16 protein-coding genes and 2 riboswitches are annotated in these 15,483 nt (G+C 59.4%); of the genes, 8 read left to right on the forward strand and 8 right to left on the reverse strand.

Translation table 11 applies throughout. The features are described from left to right. Positions 1–52: 52 nt before the first annotated feature. From dapF to ABMC88_RS04030, 3 genes are read left to right on the forward strand one after another with little or no spacing between them, the layout of a single operon-like run. Positions 53–853: a diaminopimelate epimerase gene (gene dapF / locus ABMC88_RS04020; protein WP_439655564.1), complete on the forward strand. Its 801-nt coding sequence runs from the start codon at positions 53–55 to the stop codon at positions 851–853. Then, positions 850–2,103 (forward strand): tRNA (N(6)-L-threonylcarbamoyladenosine(37)-C(2))-methylthiotransferase MtaB, encoded by a 1,254-nt coding sequence (gene mtaB, locus ABMC88_RS04025; RefSeq protein ID WP_349575529.1) that lies wholly within the window; start codon positions 850–852, stop codon positions 2,101–2,103. The genes dapF and mtaB overlap by 4 nt, the downstream gene beginning before the upstream one ends. A gap of 31 nt (positions 2,104–2,134) precedes the next feature. After that, a complete protein-coding gene (locus tag ABMC88_RS04030) occupies positions 2,135–2,800 on the forward strand; it encodes a Crp/Fnr family transcriptional regulator (protein WP_349575530.1) in 666 nt (221 codons plus the stop codon). Between the two features lie 356 nt (positions 2,801–3,156). On the opposite strand, the gene ABMC88_RS04035 is transcribed toward ABMC88_RS04030, so the two are convergent. The 5 genes from ABMC88_RS04035 to ABMC88_RS04055 all read right to left on the reverse strand — a co-directional run bounded on the left by ABMC88_RS04035 (position 3,157) and on the right by ABMC88_RS04055 (position 7,353). Continuing rightward, the gene (locus ABMC88_RS04035) at positions 3,157–3,939 is read right to left on the reverse strand and encodes a cytochrome c1 (protein WP_349575531.1); all 783 of its coding nucleotides are present in this window, start codon (positions 3,937–3,939) and stop codon (positions 3,157–3,159) included. Between the two features lie 12 nt (positions 3,940–3,951). Beyond that, positions 3,952–5,295, reverse strand: coding sequence for a cytochrome b (locus tag ABMC88_RS04040; protein WP_349575532.1), 1,344 nt, complete (start codon positions 5,293–5,295; stop codon positions 3,952–3,954). 12 nt (positions 5,296–5,307) lie between these two features. After that, on the reverse strand, positions 5,308–5,868 hold the full coding sequence (gene petA, locus ABMC88_RS04045; protein WP_349575533.1) for a ubiquinol-cytochrome c reductase iron-sulfur subunit: 561 nt from the start codon (positions 5,866–5,868) through the stop codon (positions 5,308–5,310). Between the two features lie 180 nt (positions 5,869–6,048). Continuing rightward, the gene (locus ABMC88_RS04050) at positions 6,049–6,660 is read right to left on the reverse strand and encodes a glutathione S-transferase (protein WP_349575534.1); all 612 of its coding nucleotides are present in this window, start codon (positions 6,658–6,660) and stop codon (positions 6,049–6,051) included. A 69-nt stretch (positions 6,661–6,729) separates the two neighbouring features. Next, positions 6,730–7,353 carry an FMN-binding negative transcriptional regulator gene (locus ABMC88_RS04055; protein ID WP_349575535.1) on the reverse strand — a complete coding sequence of 208 codons (624 nt, stop codon included), beginning with the start codon at positions 7,351–7,353 and terminating at the stop codon, positions 6,730–6,732. A gap of 67 nt (positions 7,354–7,420) precedes the next feature. After that, positions 7,421–7,579: riboswitch (FMN riboswitch) on the forward strand. A gap of 85 nt (positions 7,580–7,664) precedes the next feature. On the opposite strand from ABMC88_RS04055, the gene ABMC88_RS04060 reads away from it, so the two are divergent. Continuing rightward, positions 7,665–8,087 (forward strand): 6,7-dimethyl-8-ribityllumazine synthase, encoded by a 423-nt coding sequence (locus ABMC88_RS04060; protein WP_349575536.1) that lies wholly within the window; start codon positions 7,665–7,667, stop codon positions 8,085–8,087. Between the two features lie 61 nt (positions 8,088–8,148). On the opposite strand, the gene ABMC88_RS04065 is transcribed toward ABMC88_RS04060, so the two are convergent. Genes ABMC88_RS04065 through thiB form a run of 3 tightly spaced genes read right to left on the reverse strand, consistent with a single transcriptional unit; the run spans position 8,149 to position 11,352 of the window. Beyond that, positions 8,149–8,841 (reverse strand): thiamine ABC transporter ATP-binding protein, encoded by a 693-nt coding sequence (locus ABMC88_RS04065; RefSeq protein ID WP_349575573.1) that lies wholly within the window; start codon positions 8,839–8,841, stop codon positions 8,149–8,151. Then, the gene (locus tag ABMC88_RS04070) at positions 8,828–10,399 is read right to left on the reverse strand and encodes a thiamine/thiamine pyrophosphate ABC transporter permease ThiP (RefSeq protein WP_349575537.1); all 1,572 of its coding nucleotides are present in this window, start codon (positions 10,397–10,399) and stop codon (positions 8,828–8,830) included. Before ABMC88_RS04070 ends, ABMC88_RS04065 begins: the two co-directional genes overlap by 14 nt. Beyond that, complete coding sequence (gene thiB, locus ABMC88_RS04075) at positions 10,375–11,352, reverse strand: thiamine ABC transporter substrate binding subunit (RefSeq protein WP_349575538.1); 978 nt, start codon at positions 11,350–11,352, stop codon at positions 10,375–10,377. The genes ABMC88_RS04070 and thiB overlap by 25 nt, the downstream gene beginning before the upstream one ends. Before the next feature lie 34 nt (positions 11,353–11,386). After that, positions 11,387–11,486, reverse strand: a riboswitch (TPP riboswitch). A gap of 92 nt (positions 11,487–11,578) precedes the next feature. On the opposite strand from thiB, the gene aroC reads away from it, so the two are divergent. The 4 genes from aroC (at position 11,579) to ABMC88_RS04095 (ending at position 15,466) form a co-directional block, all read left to right on the forward strand. Then, positions 11,579–12,682 (forward strand): chorismate synthase, encoded by a 1,104-nt coding sequence (gene aroC, locus ABMC88_RS04080; RefSeq protein WP_349575539.1) that lies wholly within the window; start codon positions 11,579–11,581, stop codon positions 12,680–12,682. A 98-nt stretch (positions 12,683–12,780) separates the two neighbouring features. Continuing rightward, complete coding sequence (locus ABMC88_RS04085; RefSeq protein ID WP_349575540.1) at positions 12,781–13,755, forward strand: DMT family transporter; 975 nt, start codon at positions 12,781–12,783, stop codon at positions 13,753–13,755. A gap of 9 nt (positions 13,756–13,764) precedes the next feature. Next, positions 13,765–14,364 (forward strand): cob(I)yrinic acid a,c-diamide adenosyltransferase, encoded by a 600-nt coding sequence (gene cobO, locus ABMC88_RS04090; protein WP_349575541.1) that lies wholly within the window; start codon positions 13,765–13,767, stop codon positions 14,362–14,364. A 154-nt stretch (positions 14,365–14,518) separates the two neighbouring features. Beyond that, positions 14,519–15,466, forward strand: coding sequence for a cyclase family protein (locus ABMC88_RS04095; RefSeq protein ID WP_349575542.1), 948 nt, complete (start codon positions 14,519–14,521; stop codon positions 15,464–15,466). Positions 15,467–15,483 lie beyond the last annotated feature (17 nt).

The raw sequence follows: 15,483 nt of genomic DNA on the forward strand, positions 1-15,483 counted from the left end.
CTGCGGTTATATGCGCTGAATGACCAACCAGACACCCTCTTGTTTACCGTTCATGAAGATGCACGGACTTGGCAACGACTTTGTCGTTATGGATGCGCGTGCGCAGAAAATGCCGCTTTCCCAACGACTTGTGCAGACCATTGCCCATCGGCAGATGGGGCTTGGCTTTGATCAGCTTGCCGTGATCGAAACAGGGGCCGGTGACGCGCATCTTACCTTTTATAATGCCGACGGATCGACCTCGGCGGCGTGCGGCAACGCGACGCGCTGCATTGCGCGGTATCTGATGCAGCAAACAGGTGCGACAGATCTGCGTTTGACCACAGATCGGGGTGATCTTTATGCGACAGATTCGGGAAATGGCCTGACGTCGGTCAATATGGGGCAGCCACAGCTGGATTGGAACGAAGTGCCGCTCGCCCGCGAGATGGACACGCTCTCCCTCCCGATCGAGGGGGCGCCGGTGGCCACTGGCATGGGCAATCCGCATTGCACCTTTTTTGTCAAAGACGCCGAGGCCGTGGATCTGGCGGCCTTTGGCGCGGCGCATGAACATCATCCGCTTTATCCCCAGCGCACAAACGTGCAGGTCGCACATATCGTCGGCCCCGATCACATTCGTATGCGGGTGTGGGAGCGGGGCGTGGGCATCACGCTTGCCTCAGGTTCGTCCTCGTGCGCTACAGCGGTTGCAGCGGCGCGTAGGGGCCTGACAGGGCGCAGCGTGCAGATTGATCTGGACGGGGGCCGCCTGAGCGTGGACTGGCGCGATGACGGTGTGTGGATGACAGGCCCGACCATGCATGTGGCCGATGGCGTTTTCACCGCAGAATTCCTGGACAGCTGCGCATGAGCGCGCCTGTCTTCTCAAACCACGGCTGTCGTTTGAACCAGTATGAACTGGAAGCAATGAAAGAGCTGGCCGAAGACGCGGGCCTGCGCGATGCGGTCGTGGTCAACACCTGCGCCGTCACAGCCGAGGCCGTGCGCAAGGCCAGACAAGACATCCGCAAACTGCGCAAGGCCAACCCGAACGCCCGTCTGATCGTGACCGGATGCGCCGCACAGACAGAGCCCGAAACCTTTACCGCAATGGGCGAGGTCGATGCAGTCATCGGCAACACCGAAAAGATGCTGGGCGAAACATGGCAGGGCCTCGCTGCGGATTTCATCGGGGAAACAGAAGCTTTGCAGGTCGATGACATCATGTCAGTGACCGAAACCGCAGGCCATCTGATTGACGGCTTCGGCACCCGTAGTCGCGCCTACGTGCAGGTGCAAAACGGCTGTGATCACCGCTGCACGTTTTGCATCATCCCTTACGGCCGCGGGAACTCCCGTTCGGTGCCTGCGGGTGTGGTTGTGGACCAGATAAAGCGCTTGGTCGACAAGGGCTTCAATGAGGTGGTGCTGACGGGCGTGGACCTGACATCATGGGGTGCCGACCTGCCTGCCGCACCGCGTCTTGGCGATCTGGTCATGCGAATCCTCAAACTGGTTCCCGACCTGCCCCGCCTCCGCATCAGCTCGATTGATTCGATCGAGGTGGACGAGAACCTGATGCAGGCCATCGCGAACGAAAGCCGGCTGATGCCGCATCTGCATCTGTCGCTACAACATGGCGACGACATGATCCTCAAGCGGATGAAACGCCGCCACCTGCGCGATGACGCGATCAACTTTTGCAACGAGGCGCGCAAACTGCGCCCCGATATGACCTTTGGCGCCGACATCATTGCGGGCTTCCCGACCGAGACCGACGCGATGTTCGAAAACGCGCTCAAGCTTGTTTCCGAGTGTGATCTGACATGGATGCACGTCTTTCCCTATTCGGCCCGCACGGGCACGCCAGCGGCGCGGATGCCCGCCGTGAACGGGAAGCTGATCAAAGAACGGGCCGCCCGACTGCGCGCCGCAGGCGATGCGCAGGTGCAATCCCATCTTCGTGCGCAGATCGGCAAACAGCATGCTGTGCTGATGGAAAACGCGCACATGGGCCGCACCGAGCAATTTGCCGAAGTCGTCTTTGCCAACCCGCAGGCCGAAGGCGCAATCGTCCGCACAACGATTCAGGGGCAGACAGGGACGCAATTACAGGCTTAAACTGCGACCGAGTTTAGTAAACAGGTCCATCATGCTTACCACACCCCTTGCCGATATCGGGTTCCTTGCCTCTGCGTCGCAAGGGTTCCGCAACATGATAACCGAGCTTGCGGTTAAAACCCGGCTTAACGCGGGCGATGTTTTGTTTGAGCAGGGCGACCGGGGGGACACTCTGTTTGCCGTGATCTCGGGATCATTAGAAGTAAGCGTGACCTCACAGGGCGGCAAAAAGCTGAGCCTTGATATCATGAACGCGGGCGCGTTGTTCGGCGAAATCGCGTTGTTCACACCAGGGCCGCGGACGGCGACGTTGACCGCGATCACACAGACCGAAGTATGGGGTCTGCGAAATTCGGATGTGTTGGCCGCCCTCAAGAAGACGCCAGAACTGTACATCGACATGATCGAACTTGCCGGTATGCGGATGCGCTGGATGGCGAACCAGTACCATGAACAGGTGTTTATGGACGTCACCACCCGACTGGCCCGCAAGATTCTGCATTTGTCCGGTGAAGGGGGCAAACCCGTCCGCATGTCCCACGCCGATCTGGGAACCTTTGTCGGCGCCTCCCGCGAGACGGTCTCAAAGACGCTGTCCGGCTGGAAGCGCGATGGCCTGATTGAACTGGGGCGGAGTACGATCCAACTCACCAATGAGGCCGGGCTGAAAAAAATTGCGGAAAATCCACTTTATTAACGCTTGTGTAATCTAGCTCACAGACAGCGCAGCGCCTCGTCGGGCATGGTCAGATCATAGAGAGACCGGCCAAGAGGTAAACGCGCTTTTATATTCAAAGCGTCTTGCGGCCAGATAGAACAGAACGCTGTCGGGCATGCGAGAAGGGGAGCTAGGCTTCTTAATGCGGGGCTTACGGGCCTTCCGATATATATTTAGAGCAATTAGCCATGAAAACCGTGGGTTATTAAACATCCTGCCCATGGTCCCAAGCCCCCCGATCAGCACGGATTGGGGGGCTTAACTTTTTTCTGGCGGTAGAACGAAAAACGCCCACGGCAGTGCCGCGGGCGTCAATCATTCAAGGCCTAACGAGATCAGGCTTTTTTCTTTTTCACAGTTGCCCAAAGGCGTTTGTTGGTCAGATACAGAAGCACTGACAGCAAGGTCAGGAAAATCACGCTCGCGAAGCCGGCTTGCTTGCGCGCACCCATCTTCGGCTCGGCCGTCCACATCAGGAAGGCTGCAACATCTTCTGACATCGCCTCGACCGAGGTGGAATGACCATCGGCATATTCAACAGCCTCGTCATAAAGTGGCGGCGCCATGGAGAGCCACCCACCTTCGAAGTACTTGTTCTCGTACAGGGTTACGCCAGCTTGGGTCTTTTCCTCGCCGGTATAGCCATGCAGCAGGGCCGCAATATATTCAGCACCACCAAAGCCATTCAGAAGCTGGTTGATGCCCAGACCATAGGGGCCCGAAAACGCTTTGCGCTTTTTGGCCATCAAGGACAAATCAGGCGCTGTTTCCAAACCAGAGGCAGGGAAATGATCCACTGGCGTCGCTTCGCGGAAATCATCCAGCTCTGCGTCGTAGACTTCCCACTGTTTGGCGTATTCGATCACTTGCTCTTCGGGCAGCATGGGGCCGCCGTCGTCGCCAAGTGTCCGCAGCGGGACGTATTCCAAACCGTGGCACGCGGAACAAACTTCGGTATAGACCTGAAGCCCGCGCTGAAGCTGGTTCACATCGTAAGAGCCGAACGGACCGTCGAACGAGAAATCAATATTCTCGATCGGGGCGCCCTTTTTGCCCGCCGCCATAGCGACAGGAGCGGTGAGCGCGATGATCGCGCTCAGGAGTGTTGCTTTGATCATATTCATCTCTGTTTACTCCGCAGGTGTGGCAGCAGGTGCTGCGCCGCCAGCTTTTTTCGCAAGCTTCGCGTCAAAGTCTGCTTCGATTGTTTCCGGCTGTGCCGTCGGCTTTTCGATCACGCCAAGCAAGGGCAAGATCACCAGGAAGTAGACGAACCAGTAAGTCGCAGCGATCAAAGCGATTGTGTTGAACGGCTCTTCGGCGGGCATTGCGCCGACCCACATCAGAACGAAGAAGTCGATGACCAACAGCCAGAACCACCACTTGAACATCGGGCGGTAACGTCCCGACCGGACGCGGCTGGTGTCCAGCCATGGCACAGCGGCCATGACAGCAATCGCTGCAAACATCGCGACCACACCAAAGAAGGCGGAGTCGATGATGCCGCCGGACACGAAGGACACAAACATCACGATCCACACATCAGGCGTGAAGGCCCGCAAGATCGCGTAGAACGGCAGGAAGTACCATTCGGGCACGATGTGCGCAGGTGTCGCCAGTGCGTTCGCTTCGATGTAGTTGTCGGGGTGGCCAAGGTAGTTTGGCATGAAGCCCACAACCGCAAAGAACACCACAAGGATCACGGCCAGCGCGAACAGGTCCTTGATCACAAAGTAGGGCCAGAACGGCAGTGTGTCTTTTTCGGCTTCTTCTTTCGACGTTGTGCGCACAGGCACACCGGTCGGGTTGTTGTTGCCCGTGGTGTGGAAGGCCCAGATGTGCAGGATCACAAGACCCGCAATCACAAACGGCAGCAGATAGTGCAGCGAGAAGAAGCGGTTCAGCGTGGCGTTATCTACCGCAGGACCACCCAGCAGCAGCGTCTGGATCGCGTCGCCCACAAAGGGAACCGCGCCAAACAGGCCGGTGATTACAGTCGCGCCCCAAAAGGACATCTGACCCCATGGCAGCACATAGCCCATAAACGCCGTTGCCATCATCAGAAGATAGATAATCATGCCGATGATCCACGTGATCTCACGCGGGGCTTTGTACGAGCCGTAGTAGAGGCCGCGGAAGATGTGCGCGTAGACCGCGATAAAGAACAGCGAAGCGCCGTTCATGTGCAGATAGCGCAGCATATAGCCGCCGTTCACGTTGCGCATGATATGCTCAACACTGGCGAATGCCGCATCGGTGCTGGGCGTATAGTGCATCGCAAGAACGATGCCCGTTACGATTTGCAGCGCCAGACAGAAGGTCAGCACGATGCCCCAGATCCACATCCAATTCAGGTTCTTGGGTGTGGGGATCATCAATGTGTCATACATCAAGCCAACGATTGGCAGGCGCGTGTGGATCCACTTTTCGCCGTCGGTCTTTGGCTCGTAATGGTCGTGAGGAATTCCAGACATATGCGTGTTCCTTTAACCCAGTTTCAATGTGGCTTCGTCGATGAACTCGGCCGGTGGGACCGGCAGGTTCTTCGGCGCGGGGCCTTTGCGGATGCGGCCCGCTGTATCATAGTGTGACCCGTGGCACGGGCAGAACCAGCCGCCAAAGTCACCTGCATCACCCAAAGGCACACAGCCAAGGTGCGTACACACACCCATCATGACCAGCCATTCACCGGCCTCGTCCAAGGTGCGGTTTTCATCGGCAGCTGTCGCATCACCTGCAAGGTTCGCGTTCTCGGCACCACCATCGGGAAGGTCGGATACCTCAACCGAGCGGCCCGCTTCGATCTCTTCTTCGGTGCGGCGACGGATAAATACGGGTTTGCCCAACCATTTGACGGTCAGTTGCGAGCCGGGCTCGACGCCGCTGACATCAACACGGATCGAGGACAGCGCCCGCACATCCGCAGAAGGGTTCATCTGGTTGACCAGCGGCCAAACAGCGGCACCCGCGGCAACAGCGCCGGTACCTGCAGTCGCATAATAGAGGAAATCCCTCCGGTTGCCTTCGATATCATCAGCTTGTGACACGTCGGTTTCTCCGTATTTGGGCCTATGATGGGCCGACAGGTATTAAGGCGCACGGACTCCGCCACGCCAGACATTCGTGCGGTATCTAACTCGCGCTCACGGAGTCGTCCAGATGGTTTAGACGTGCAAACCGTCGCAGTGGGCAAATTTCGTCCGCTATTTGATGCAGTTTCACATGATTTAGCCCGCTGGCGGAATGGTCGCCTGCATCGAGGCCCGCGATTCGAACTCAGCAAACCAGGCGGCCAGCCCGTCGTTTCCCGTGCGCCAATTGCGCCCGCCATGCCTGAAATCCACATAGGCCAGCGCACAGCCAACAGCGACCTGCCCCATGTCCAACGGCCCTTGCAGATTGCCCATCCAACGGGTGTTGAGCGCGGAAATCGCACGCGCAATCTTGTCCCACTGCCCCTCAACCCATTCGGGCATACGGCGCTCTTCGGGGCGCAACCGCGTCTCATAGGTCATCAAAAGGGCCGCATCCATGATCCCGTCGCCCGTTGCCTCCAACGTGAGCGTATCCCAGCGCCGCGCCCCAGCAGGATACAGGCCCGCCTTGGCCCGCGCATCCAGATAGGCCGTGATGACACGGCTGTCATAGACGGTCGGCCCGTCAGGCCGCTCCAGCGCAGGCACTTTGGCCAGCGGGTTCTTTGCCAGCAACTCTGCACTGGCGGCGATGGGCGTGGTGGCCACATTGACAAGCGCGACTTCGTCCAGCTGTCCTGTCTCGTGCAGCAGCACCATGACTTTGCGAACATAAGGAGAGGTCGGGGCATAATAGAGCTTCATCGGTGTCGTCCTTTTGCAGTGCGCGTTGCGGGTACTCTTTACCCCATATCGGCTCAAGGCAAGGACAGATCACGTATGATCAAGGTCGCGCATGAGGCGTGCAATGTCCTGCGTGTCGCTGCCGATGCCGTGTTCGGCCATCTGATTGGCGGCGGCGATACGCACCTCGTCGGGTTTGTTCTGGCCCAGCTTCCATGTCCCGTCGATGGCTGTCACGGTAAAGCGGAAGGGCACGATCATCCGCATCATCTTTTCCAGAACCTCGGGTGTCATCTTGGCCGTGGTCCACGGCGTTTTTGGGGTCAGCTGGTTCTCATAAGCAGATGATTGACGGTCCAGCATGTCCTGCATCATATCTTGGGGCAGCCGCTCTAGCGTGCCGGTCAGATGCACGGCGATGTAGTTCCATGTCGGCACCTGATCCACCACCCCGTACCAATCGGGCGAAACATAGCTGTCAGGCCCCGACACGACGATCTTTGCGCGGTGCGGCCCCTGCCCGATCCGCGCAATCGGGTTTGAGCGCACAAGGTGCAGATCCGCAGATGTGGCATCGTCCGATAGTAGAAAGGGGATATGGCTCAGAAACGGGCCGTCATCCGCGTTTACCGCCAGCACGCCGAATGCACGGGCACGGGCAAAGGCGATGTTACGTGACGTATCTGCGTCATGGAATACGGGATTGGGGTGCATGATGCCCTCCTGCTAGCTGCGCCGATCAATCAGCTATTGCAGAGGACGCCCCCTCAATGCAATGTCGCGGCATTCTCAGGGCGGGGTGAAATTCCCCACCGGCGGTATGGAGGCACGCCCTTCGAGCCCGCGAGCGCTTGCGCATCCTTAACAGGATACGCTTGGTCCAGCAGATCCGGTGAGATGCCGGAGCCGACGGTCATAGTCCGGATGAAAGAGAATGCAGGTTTCAGGCAGCGCCTTTCAGGGTGCGGGTCCTGTTGGCCTGTGATCGCCTTGGGTGGATGTGTTAGAGCCTGAAGGAGATCATTATGACAAACACCCCCGCCCGCTTCGCCTTTGTCAAAGCGCAATGGCATGCTGATATTGTAGACCGTGCTTGGGACGGTTTTGACGAAATGACGACCGATGCGCAAAAGGATGTCTTTGACGTGCCCGGCGCGTTCGAGATGCCGCTAAAGGCGCAGCAGCTTGCCAAAACGGGAAAGTACGATGCGATCATCTGCGCGGCTTTTGTCGTGGATGGCGGCATCTACCGCCATGACTTTGTGGCCGCGGCTGTGGTCGACGGGCTGATGCGCGTGGGCCTTGATACCGGCGTTCCGGTTTTGTCGGTCTCGCTCACGCCGCACCAGTATCAAGAGACGGATCATCACAACGCAATCTACCGTGCGCATTTCATCGAAAAAGGACGCGAGGCAGCGCGGGCTGCCCTGTCAATCATCGCGACCTGAGGCGGGGCGGGATCGTTTTCTTTCAAAGAAAACGGCCGGAATTTTCCAAAATTCCGCGCCCTCATCCAAGGTAAGCGCGCAACTCCGGCGGTGGATCATCCAGCAAAGCTGCCGCCGGACGTGGGGCATGGGCGCGCCCTCCTTCGACAAAGATCACCTCATCCGCGATGCGCCGCACATCGTCAGGCGCGTGGGTCACCATGACCAGCGCGGCACCGGTTTGCGCGACAAGATCCTGCACCAAATCCAGCATTTCGTTGCGCAGGGCGGGGCCAAGCGCGGCAAACGGCTCGTCCAGCAACACCATAGGGCGCGCCTGCACCAGCACCCGCGCCAGCGCGGCACGGCTTTGCTGTCCGCCCGACAGGTTGCCGGGCTTTTGATCGGCGTAACCGTCCAGATTGACCCGAAAAAGCGCGTCTTGCACTTGGTCACGCTGCGCCGCCGACATCCGTAAATCCGTGCGCAACCCCAGCCCGACGTTCTGTGCGACTGTCAGGTGGGGAAACAGGTTGTTGTCCTGAAAAAGCATGGTCATGGGCCGCATGCCCGGCGCTTGGCGGGTAATGTCTTTGCTGTCCCAAACCACACGGCCTTGCGCCACGGGCACGAAACCGCACATCGCCCCCAACAAGGTCGACTTACCCGCACCCGACGGCCCGATCACCGCATATTTACGCCCCGCCTCCAGCGCCATATCTGCACGCATCTCGAAATCGCCTTGCACGATTACGATGTCCTCAAGCCTCACCACCAACACGCCCTCCCTTGTCACACAGCCAGAATATGCCAAAGCTCAGCACCAGCAGCACCAGTGCCGCGCCCGCGGCTGCCTGCATCCGGTAGGCGCCCATCAGGCGCACCATTTGCAGCGGCAGCGTCACGCGGTCAGGATCGGCAAACAGCGCGATCACGCCCAAATCCCCCATTGACAGCGCGCCCCCAAGGCCCGCCGCAAAGCCGATCTGCCGCCGCAGGCGTGGCAGCAAAACCACCCGCCAGAAGCCCCAACCGGACAGGTTCAGCGTCGCGCTGAGCCTACCATACTCGGTCACCACCTCCCGCATTGGCGGCACGAATATCCGCAGGGCAAAGGGCAAAGCCATCATCGCATTCACCGCGATAGTCACAGGCAGGGCAAAAGCGAACGGGTCCGCGTGCGGGTTGATGATGATAAACCAGCCCGTCCCGATCATCAGGGGGGACGCGGCAAGGCCCAACAGGCCTACCGCCTCGACCCCGCCGCCCTTGCGCCCTGCGATCCAACCCGCCATCGGCAGCGCCAGCAGCAAAAGCACAACAACACTCGCCAAGGCGACCCAGACAGAGGTCAGCGCAGCGTGATACACAGCCGTCGGCATCTGCGGCAAACCGACAAGCCCCCGCGCCACCACGGCCCCAAGAGGCACCAGCAAAAACAGCGCGGCCAATACGATCACCGCCCCGTCCCAAATCCGCTGAACACCGCCCCGCGCATCCCAGCGCGGCATCATCCGGTCCAGCCCGCCCCCGACGACAAGGGCGGGCACCAACAACAGCGCCAGCACGGCCATCGACCCTGCCAGCACCAGCTGCACCACCGACAAAAGCGCCGCCCGCCCCAAATCAAAGTCGAAACGGAACGCCTGATAAATCGCCAACTCGATTGTCGTCGCACGCGGCCCGCCACCCAGCGTCAGGGCCACGGCAAAACTGGTCAGGCAGACGACAAAGATCAGTGCCAGCGCACCCGGGACCACTTGCCCCAGCATCGGCAACTCAACCGCGCGGAAAACGGCACGCGGGGTCAGGCGCAGCTGTGCGATCAGGCGAAACCGCTCGGACGGGATGCCCTGCCAGCCTTGCAGCAAAAGCCGTGTGGCCAAGGGCAGGTTAAAGAACACATGCGCCAGCACGACGCCGTGGAATCCATAGATCGAGACTTGGGGCAGGCCGAAAACCTCTAGCCCCGCATTCACCCAGCCGCTGCGGCCAAACACCGCCAGCAGGCCAAGCACAGCGACGATCACCGGCAGGATAAACGGTGCCCCCAGCAGCGTCACCAGTGCTGTGCGCCCGATGAACCTGCGCCGCGCCAAAGCCCGCGCAACAGGCACCGCGAGGAGGACTGAAAGGAACGATGAGCATACCGCCTGCAACACCGTAAACCGGATCGCGGCCCAGTCTGCAGGTCCAAGCCCCGCGCCCGCCTCGGCGCGGCTGATCACCGCAACCAAAGCCGAAAGGATCAGCGCCGCGACAATAACCGCAGCGCTGATCCCTGTTTTCGGACTGATCCGAAACGCAGTTACTGCGACAGTGCCGTCAGCCATTCGGCCAAGGCTTCCTCGCGCAGCGCGCCTACTTCTTCAATCGGGGTCAGCAGTGCTTTTTCAGGCACCATCAACGTCTCGAACCCTGCGGGCAGACCCGCCGCAGGGGTGACCGACGGGTACATCCAGTTGGTCGTGGGCAGGATTGCTTGGGCCGCGTCCGACACCATGAAGTTCACGAAATCCGCCGCCAGTTCAGGCTGGTCCGATCCAGCAAGTGCGCCGACAACTTCGACCTGCATGTAGTGGCCTTCGTCAAACGCAGCGGCTGTCTTGCTGTGGTCTTCTTCGGCAATCAAGTGGTAGGCGGGAGAAGTGGTGTAGCTCAGCACCATGTCGGCCTCGCCTTCAAGGAACAGGCCGTAAGCCTCGGACCAGCCTTTGGTGACGGTGACGACATTATCGGCCATCGCCTCCCAAACGGCGGGTGCTTCATCGCCGTAAGCCGCTTTGACCCACATCAACAGGCCAAGGCCAGGCGTGGAAGAGCGCGGATCCTGAATAACGATCTTGAGGTCACTTGCGCCAAGGTCTTTGAAATTTGCAGGGGCGGTCAGCGTCTTGTTGTGCACAAAAGCGAAGTAGCCCCAGTCGTAAGGTGCAAAGACGGAATCAGTCCACTCAACCGGCAGCGTGTAGTCGGCGCTGACTGCCGTCTCGGCAAACAGCCCCGTTTCCTTGGCCGCCGCCACAAGCGAGGTATCGAGCCCCATCACAACATCCGCGTCCGTGCGCGCGCCCTCCAGCTTGAGCCGTGCCAGCAGGGCGGCGCCATCGCCATTGCCCACCAGCTTCAGATCACAGCCGCATGTTTCCTCGAACGCTTTTTCAATCGCGGGGCCAGGACCCCAATCGCTGACAAAGCTGTCATAGGTATAAACGGTAAGTTCAGGTGTTTCAGCAAAAGCCGCTGTGGCGGCCAAAGTTGCAGTCGCAAACGTGAGATACTTCATAGCATCCTCCAAATTGCGGCGCAGAGAGGTGATGGAAGTATGTCCAGACCTTCCCTCCGCCGGTGTTAACCGGTTCAGGTTCTACGGGTCTATGCAGTTGCACATCTCAGCCATTGGCCCCCCGAGGTACGCGTAGGGTTAGGAGGCTTGCACGCCCTATGCAAGTCAAAACCCCTTGAGGCATCCCCCTGCCCCCGTTAATGCATTGAACAAAAGGAGCGCTCCCATGTCGATCAACAGCTTTGGCCATCTTTTCCGCGTGACCACATGGGGCGAAAGCCACGGACCTGCCTTGGGGGCAACGGTTGATGGCTGCCCTCCGGGGGTCGAGATTACGCCCGATATGATCCAACACTGGTTGGATAAACGCAAACCGGGCCAGAACAAATACACCACTCAGCGGCGTGAGGCCGACGAGGTGCGCATCCTGTCCGGCACCTTCGAAGGGGTGACCACAGGCACGCCCATCCAGCTTATGATCGAAAACACCGATCAGCGTTCCAAAGACTATGGCGACATCAAAGAGAAGTTCCGCCCGGGCCATGCGGATATCACCTACTTCCAGAAATACGGTGTGCGCGACTATCGCGGGGGGGGACGGTCCTCGGCTCGTGAAACCGCGTCACGCGTGGCGGCGGGTGGCTTGGCCCGTGAGGCGATCAAGGCGATTGCCCCTAATGTACAGATTACAGGCTATATGGTGCAAATGGGCCCGCACCAGATTGACCGCGACGCCTTTGACTGGGACCAGATCGAACAGAACCCGTTCTGGGTGCCGGATGCCAAGGCCGCTACCGATTGGGCGGCGTATCTGGACGGGCTGCGCAAATCAGGCTCCTCTGTCGGGGCGATCATCGAAGTCACCGCACGCGGCGTCCCCGCAGGCATCGGCGCGCCTGTTTATGGCAAGTTAGACACTGATCTGGCCGCCGCCATGATGAGCATCAACGCCGTCAAAGGCGTCGAAATCGGCGAAGGCATGTCCGCCGCGATGCTGACAGGCGAATTGAACGCAGACGAGATTTTCATCGGCGCAGACGGGCAGCCCGCCTATTCATCTAACCACTCTGGCGGCATTCTGGGCGGGATCAGCACGGGACAGGACATTGTCGTACGCTTTGCGGTCAAGCCGACCTCGTCCATCCTGACAACACGCAAAACCATCACCAAAAGCGGCGAAGAAACCGAGATTATTACAAAGGGCCGTCACGATCCCTGTGTCGGCATCCGCGCCGTGCCAGTGGGCGAAGCGATGATGGCCTGCGTAATACTGGACCACCTGCTGCTGCATCGCGGCCAAATCGGCGAGAATCGCGGAACGATCGGGTAGTGCGCGGAATTTTCGAAAATTCCGGCCGAATTTTTTGAAAAATTCGCAGCGTCCGTTGGGAGCTTGATCTTCCCTACACAAGGGCGCACACCTGCGGCATGGCTGCACCCTTGACCCAAAACAAACCCGGCCGCGCGATTGCGCTGAAAACATGCGCGGTTTTTCTATTCATGGTCATGGCTGCGCTGATCAAAGCAGCCTCGGACGATGTTCCGTCTGGACAAGCGGTGTTCTTTCGGGCGTTTTTCTCGATGCCTGTTATCGTGATCTGGCTGTGGCAACAGGGGCATCTGCATGACGGGTTCAAAGCCAACAACGTTATGGGCCATGTCTGGCGCGGGCTGATCGGAACAACCGCCATGGGTCTGACCTTTGGCGGGCTGGCGATCTTGCCGCTGCCCGAAGTCACCGCCATCGGCTATGCCACCCCGATGTTCACTGTGATCTTTGCCGCCCTTCTGCTGGGGGAGCGCGTGCGCCTTTTCCGCCTGTCGGCTGTCGCACTCGGATTGATTGGCGTTATGATTGTTATCGCGCCGCGCCTGTCACTCGATCAAACCTATTCTGATGCGGCGACAATCGGCGTGCTGATGATTCTTGCCGCTGCAATTCTGCGGGCTCTGGTGCAGATCCATGTGCGACGACTGGTGCAGACCGACAGCACATCTGCCATCGTCTTTTACTTTGCGCTGACCGCCAGCGTGGCGTCACTGCTGACCCTGCCGCTGGGGTGGATGTTCCCCACACCTGCGCTGGCATGGACTGCGCCCGGATATAGCGCGCTTGGGTTAATCATCTGCGCGGGCCTGATTGGTGGCGTGGCACAGATCATGGTGACGGCCTCCTACCGGTTTGGCACAGCCTCGATGCTGGCACCTTTTGACTATTCCTCGATGGTCTTTGCGATGCTCATCGGGTGGTTTATCTTTGATGAAGTTCCCACGGCGCCCATTTTGATCGGTGCAGCCCTTGTCATTGCGGGTGGCGTCCTGATCATATGGCGCGAACGCCAGCTGGGGATGGACCGCAGCAAATCCAAATCCGCCACAGCCCCTTCCGGCCCCTCAAACTAGGACACCCCCATGACCGATAGCTCTGACCACAAAGCCAAGATGCAAGAACGCCAAGCCACCCAGCGCAAGCGGGTGTCGGACTTGAAGGACCCTGAAAAGGGTCTGGTGCTGATCCATACAGGGGCGGGTAAGGGCAAGTCGTCCTCGGCCTTCGGTGTAATCGTGCGGGCCTTGGGCTGGAAGCAGAAGGTCGGTGTGGTTCAGTTCATCAAGGGCAAGTGGAAGACCGGCGAGCGGCAGTTCTTTGACCGTCTGGGAGAGGTGACGTGGCACACGATGGGCGAAGGGTTCACTTGGGACACCCAAGACAAGGACCGCGATATCGCCGCCGCGCAAGCCGCCTTTGCCAAGGGCCGCGAGATGATGGAAAGCGGTGACTATGACCTGATTGTCATGGACGAAATCAACATTGCAATGCGCTATGACTACCTCTCGGTCGAGGATGTGATTGCGGGGCTGGATGCCCGCGATGCGCGCACGGGCGTGATCCTGACAGGCCGCGATGCAAAGCCTGCTCTGTGTGATTATGCCGATCTGGTGACCGAGATGACCGAGGTAAAGCACCCGTTCAAAGCAGGCATCAAAGCGCAGCGCGGCGTCGATTACTGACCGACGCGCAAAGCCCTTGGTGCGAAAATTCACGCATCAAGGGTATCCCGTGCTAGCCTGATCCTCCAAGCAGTTCGAATCGTCCCAACATAAGGGCGCGGCTGATTGCATGCGCGCACGCTTGTGCGCTACATAATAATTGTGGAGGATTAATATGAATTTCGGAAAAATTGCGGCAATTTGCCTTGGCTTTGGATTGGCTGCGGGGGGCGCTTCGGCGGAGTGTACCTCGACCAGCCAATGGGGCGCGGATGATACGCTGGGCTCGGCCAATCTGGTGACGCCAGAGCGGACGATGATGGCGGCGAAACTGATCAAGCAGGGTAAATCCATGCCGCTGGGCATTGCGATCGGGTCGAACACGCCTGCCTTCCCGCCGCGCTCGCTCAACCTGCAGATTGTGCAACCGAACCAACAGGGTGGCCAAAAGCTGTCGGGATTTGGGTATGAAGCGAATTACAACGACGACCTTCTGCAAACGTGGATCGGCATCGGTTCGCAACTGGACGGGCTGGGGCATCTTGGTGAAGGCGGGCAGTATTATAACTGTCTTGACGAGAAAGAGATCAGCGCAATCACCGGTCTGACCAAGCTGGGCACACATGCGGTGCCGCCGCTAGTGGGCCGCGCCGTTATTCTGGACATGGCCGCCCACGCGGGTGTTGAGGTGATGGCCGCAGGGCAGCACTTTGGCGAGGCCGAGATCAAGGCCGCCGCCGAGGCCCAAGGCGTGACCATGGGTGAAGGCGATATTGTCCTGTTCCACACCGGCTGGACCGAAGGCATGCTGGAGAGTGATCCCGCAGCTTGGGGCGGGACCGAGCCGGGCCTGAACAACGAGGGTGCGGTCTATATGGCGTCGCTCAACCCGATGGCGGTTGGGGCGGATACATGGGGGCTGGAGCCGATCCCTGCGCCTGAGGGTGACAAAGTGTTCTACGGTCACGTCACCTTGCTGAAGGAAAACGGCATCTACATTCTGGAGACGATGAATGTCGGGCCGTTGGTGCGGGAAGGCGTGAAGGAATTCATGTTCGTGCTGGGGCAGCCACGGATTGTGGGCACGGTACAGGCGATGATCAATCCGGTCGCCTTGTACTAGATCAAAATTGTTGCGGG

The organism is Sulfitobacter aquimarinus (assembly GCF_040149565.1).
Taxonomy (GTDB): Bacteria; Pseudomonadota; Alphaproteobacteria; order Rhodobacterales; family Rhodobacteraceae; genus Sulfitobacter; species Sulfitobacter aquimarinus.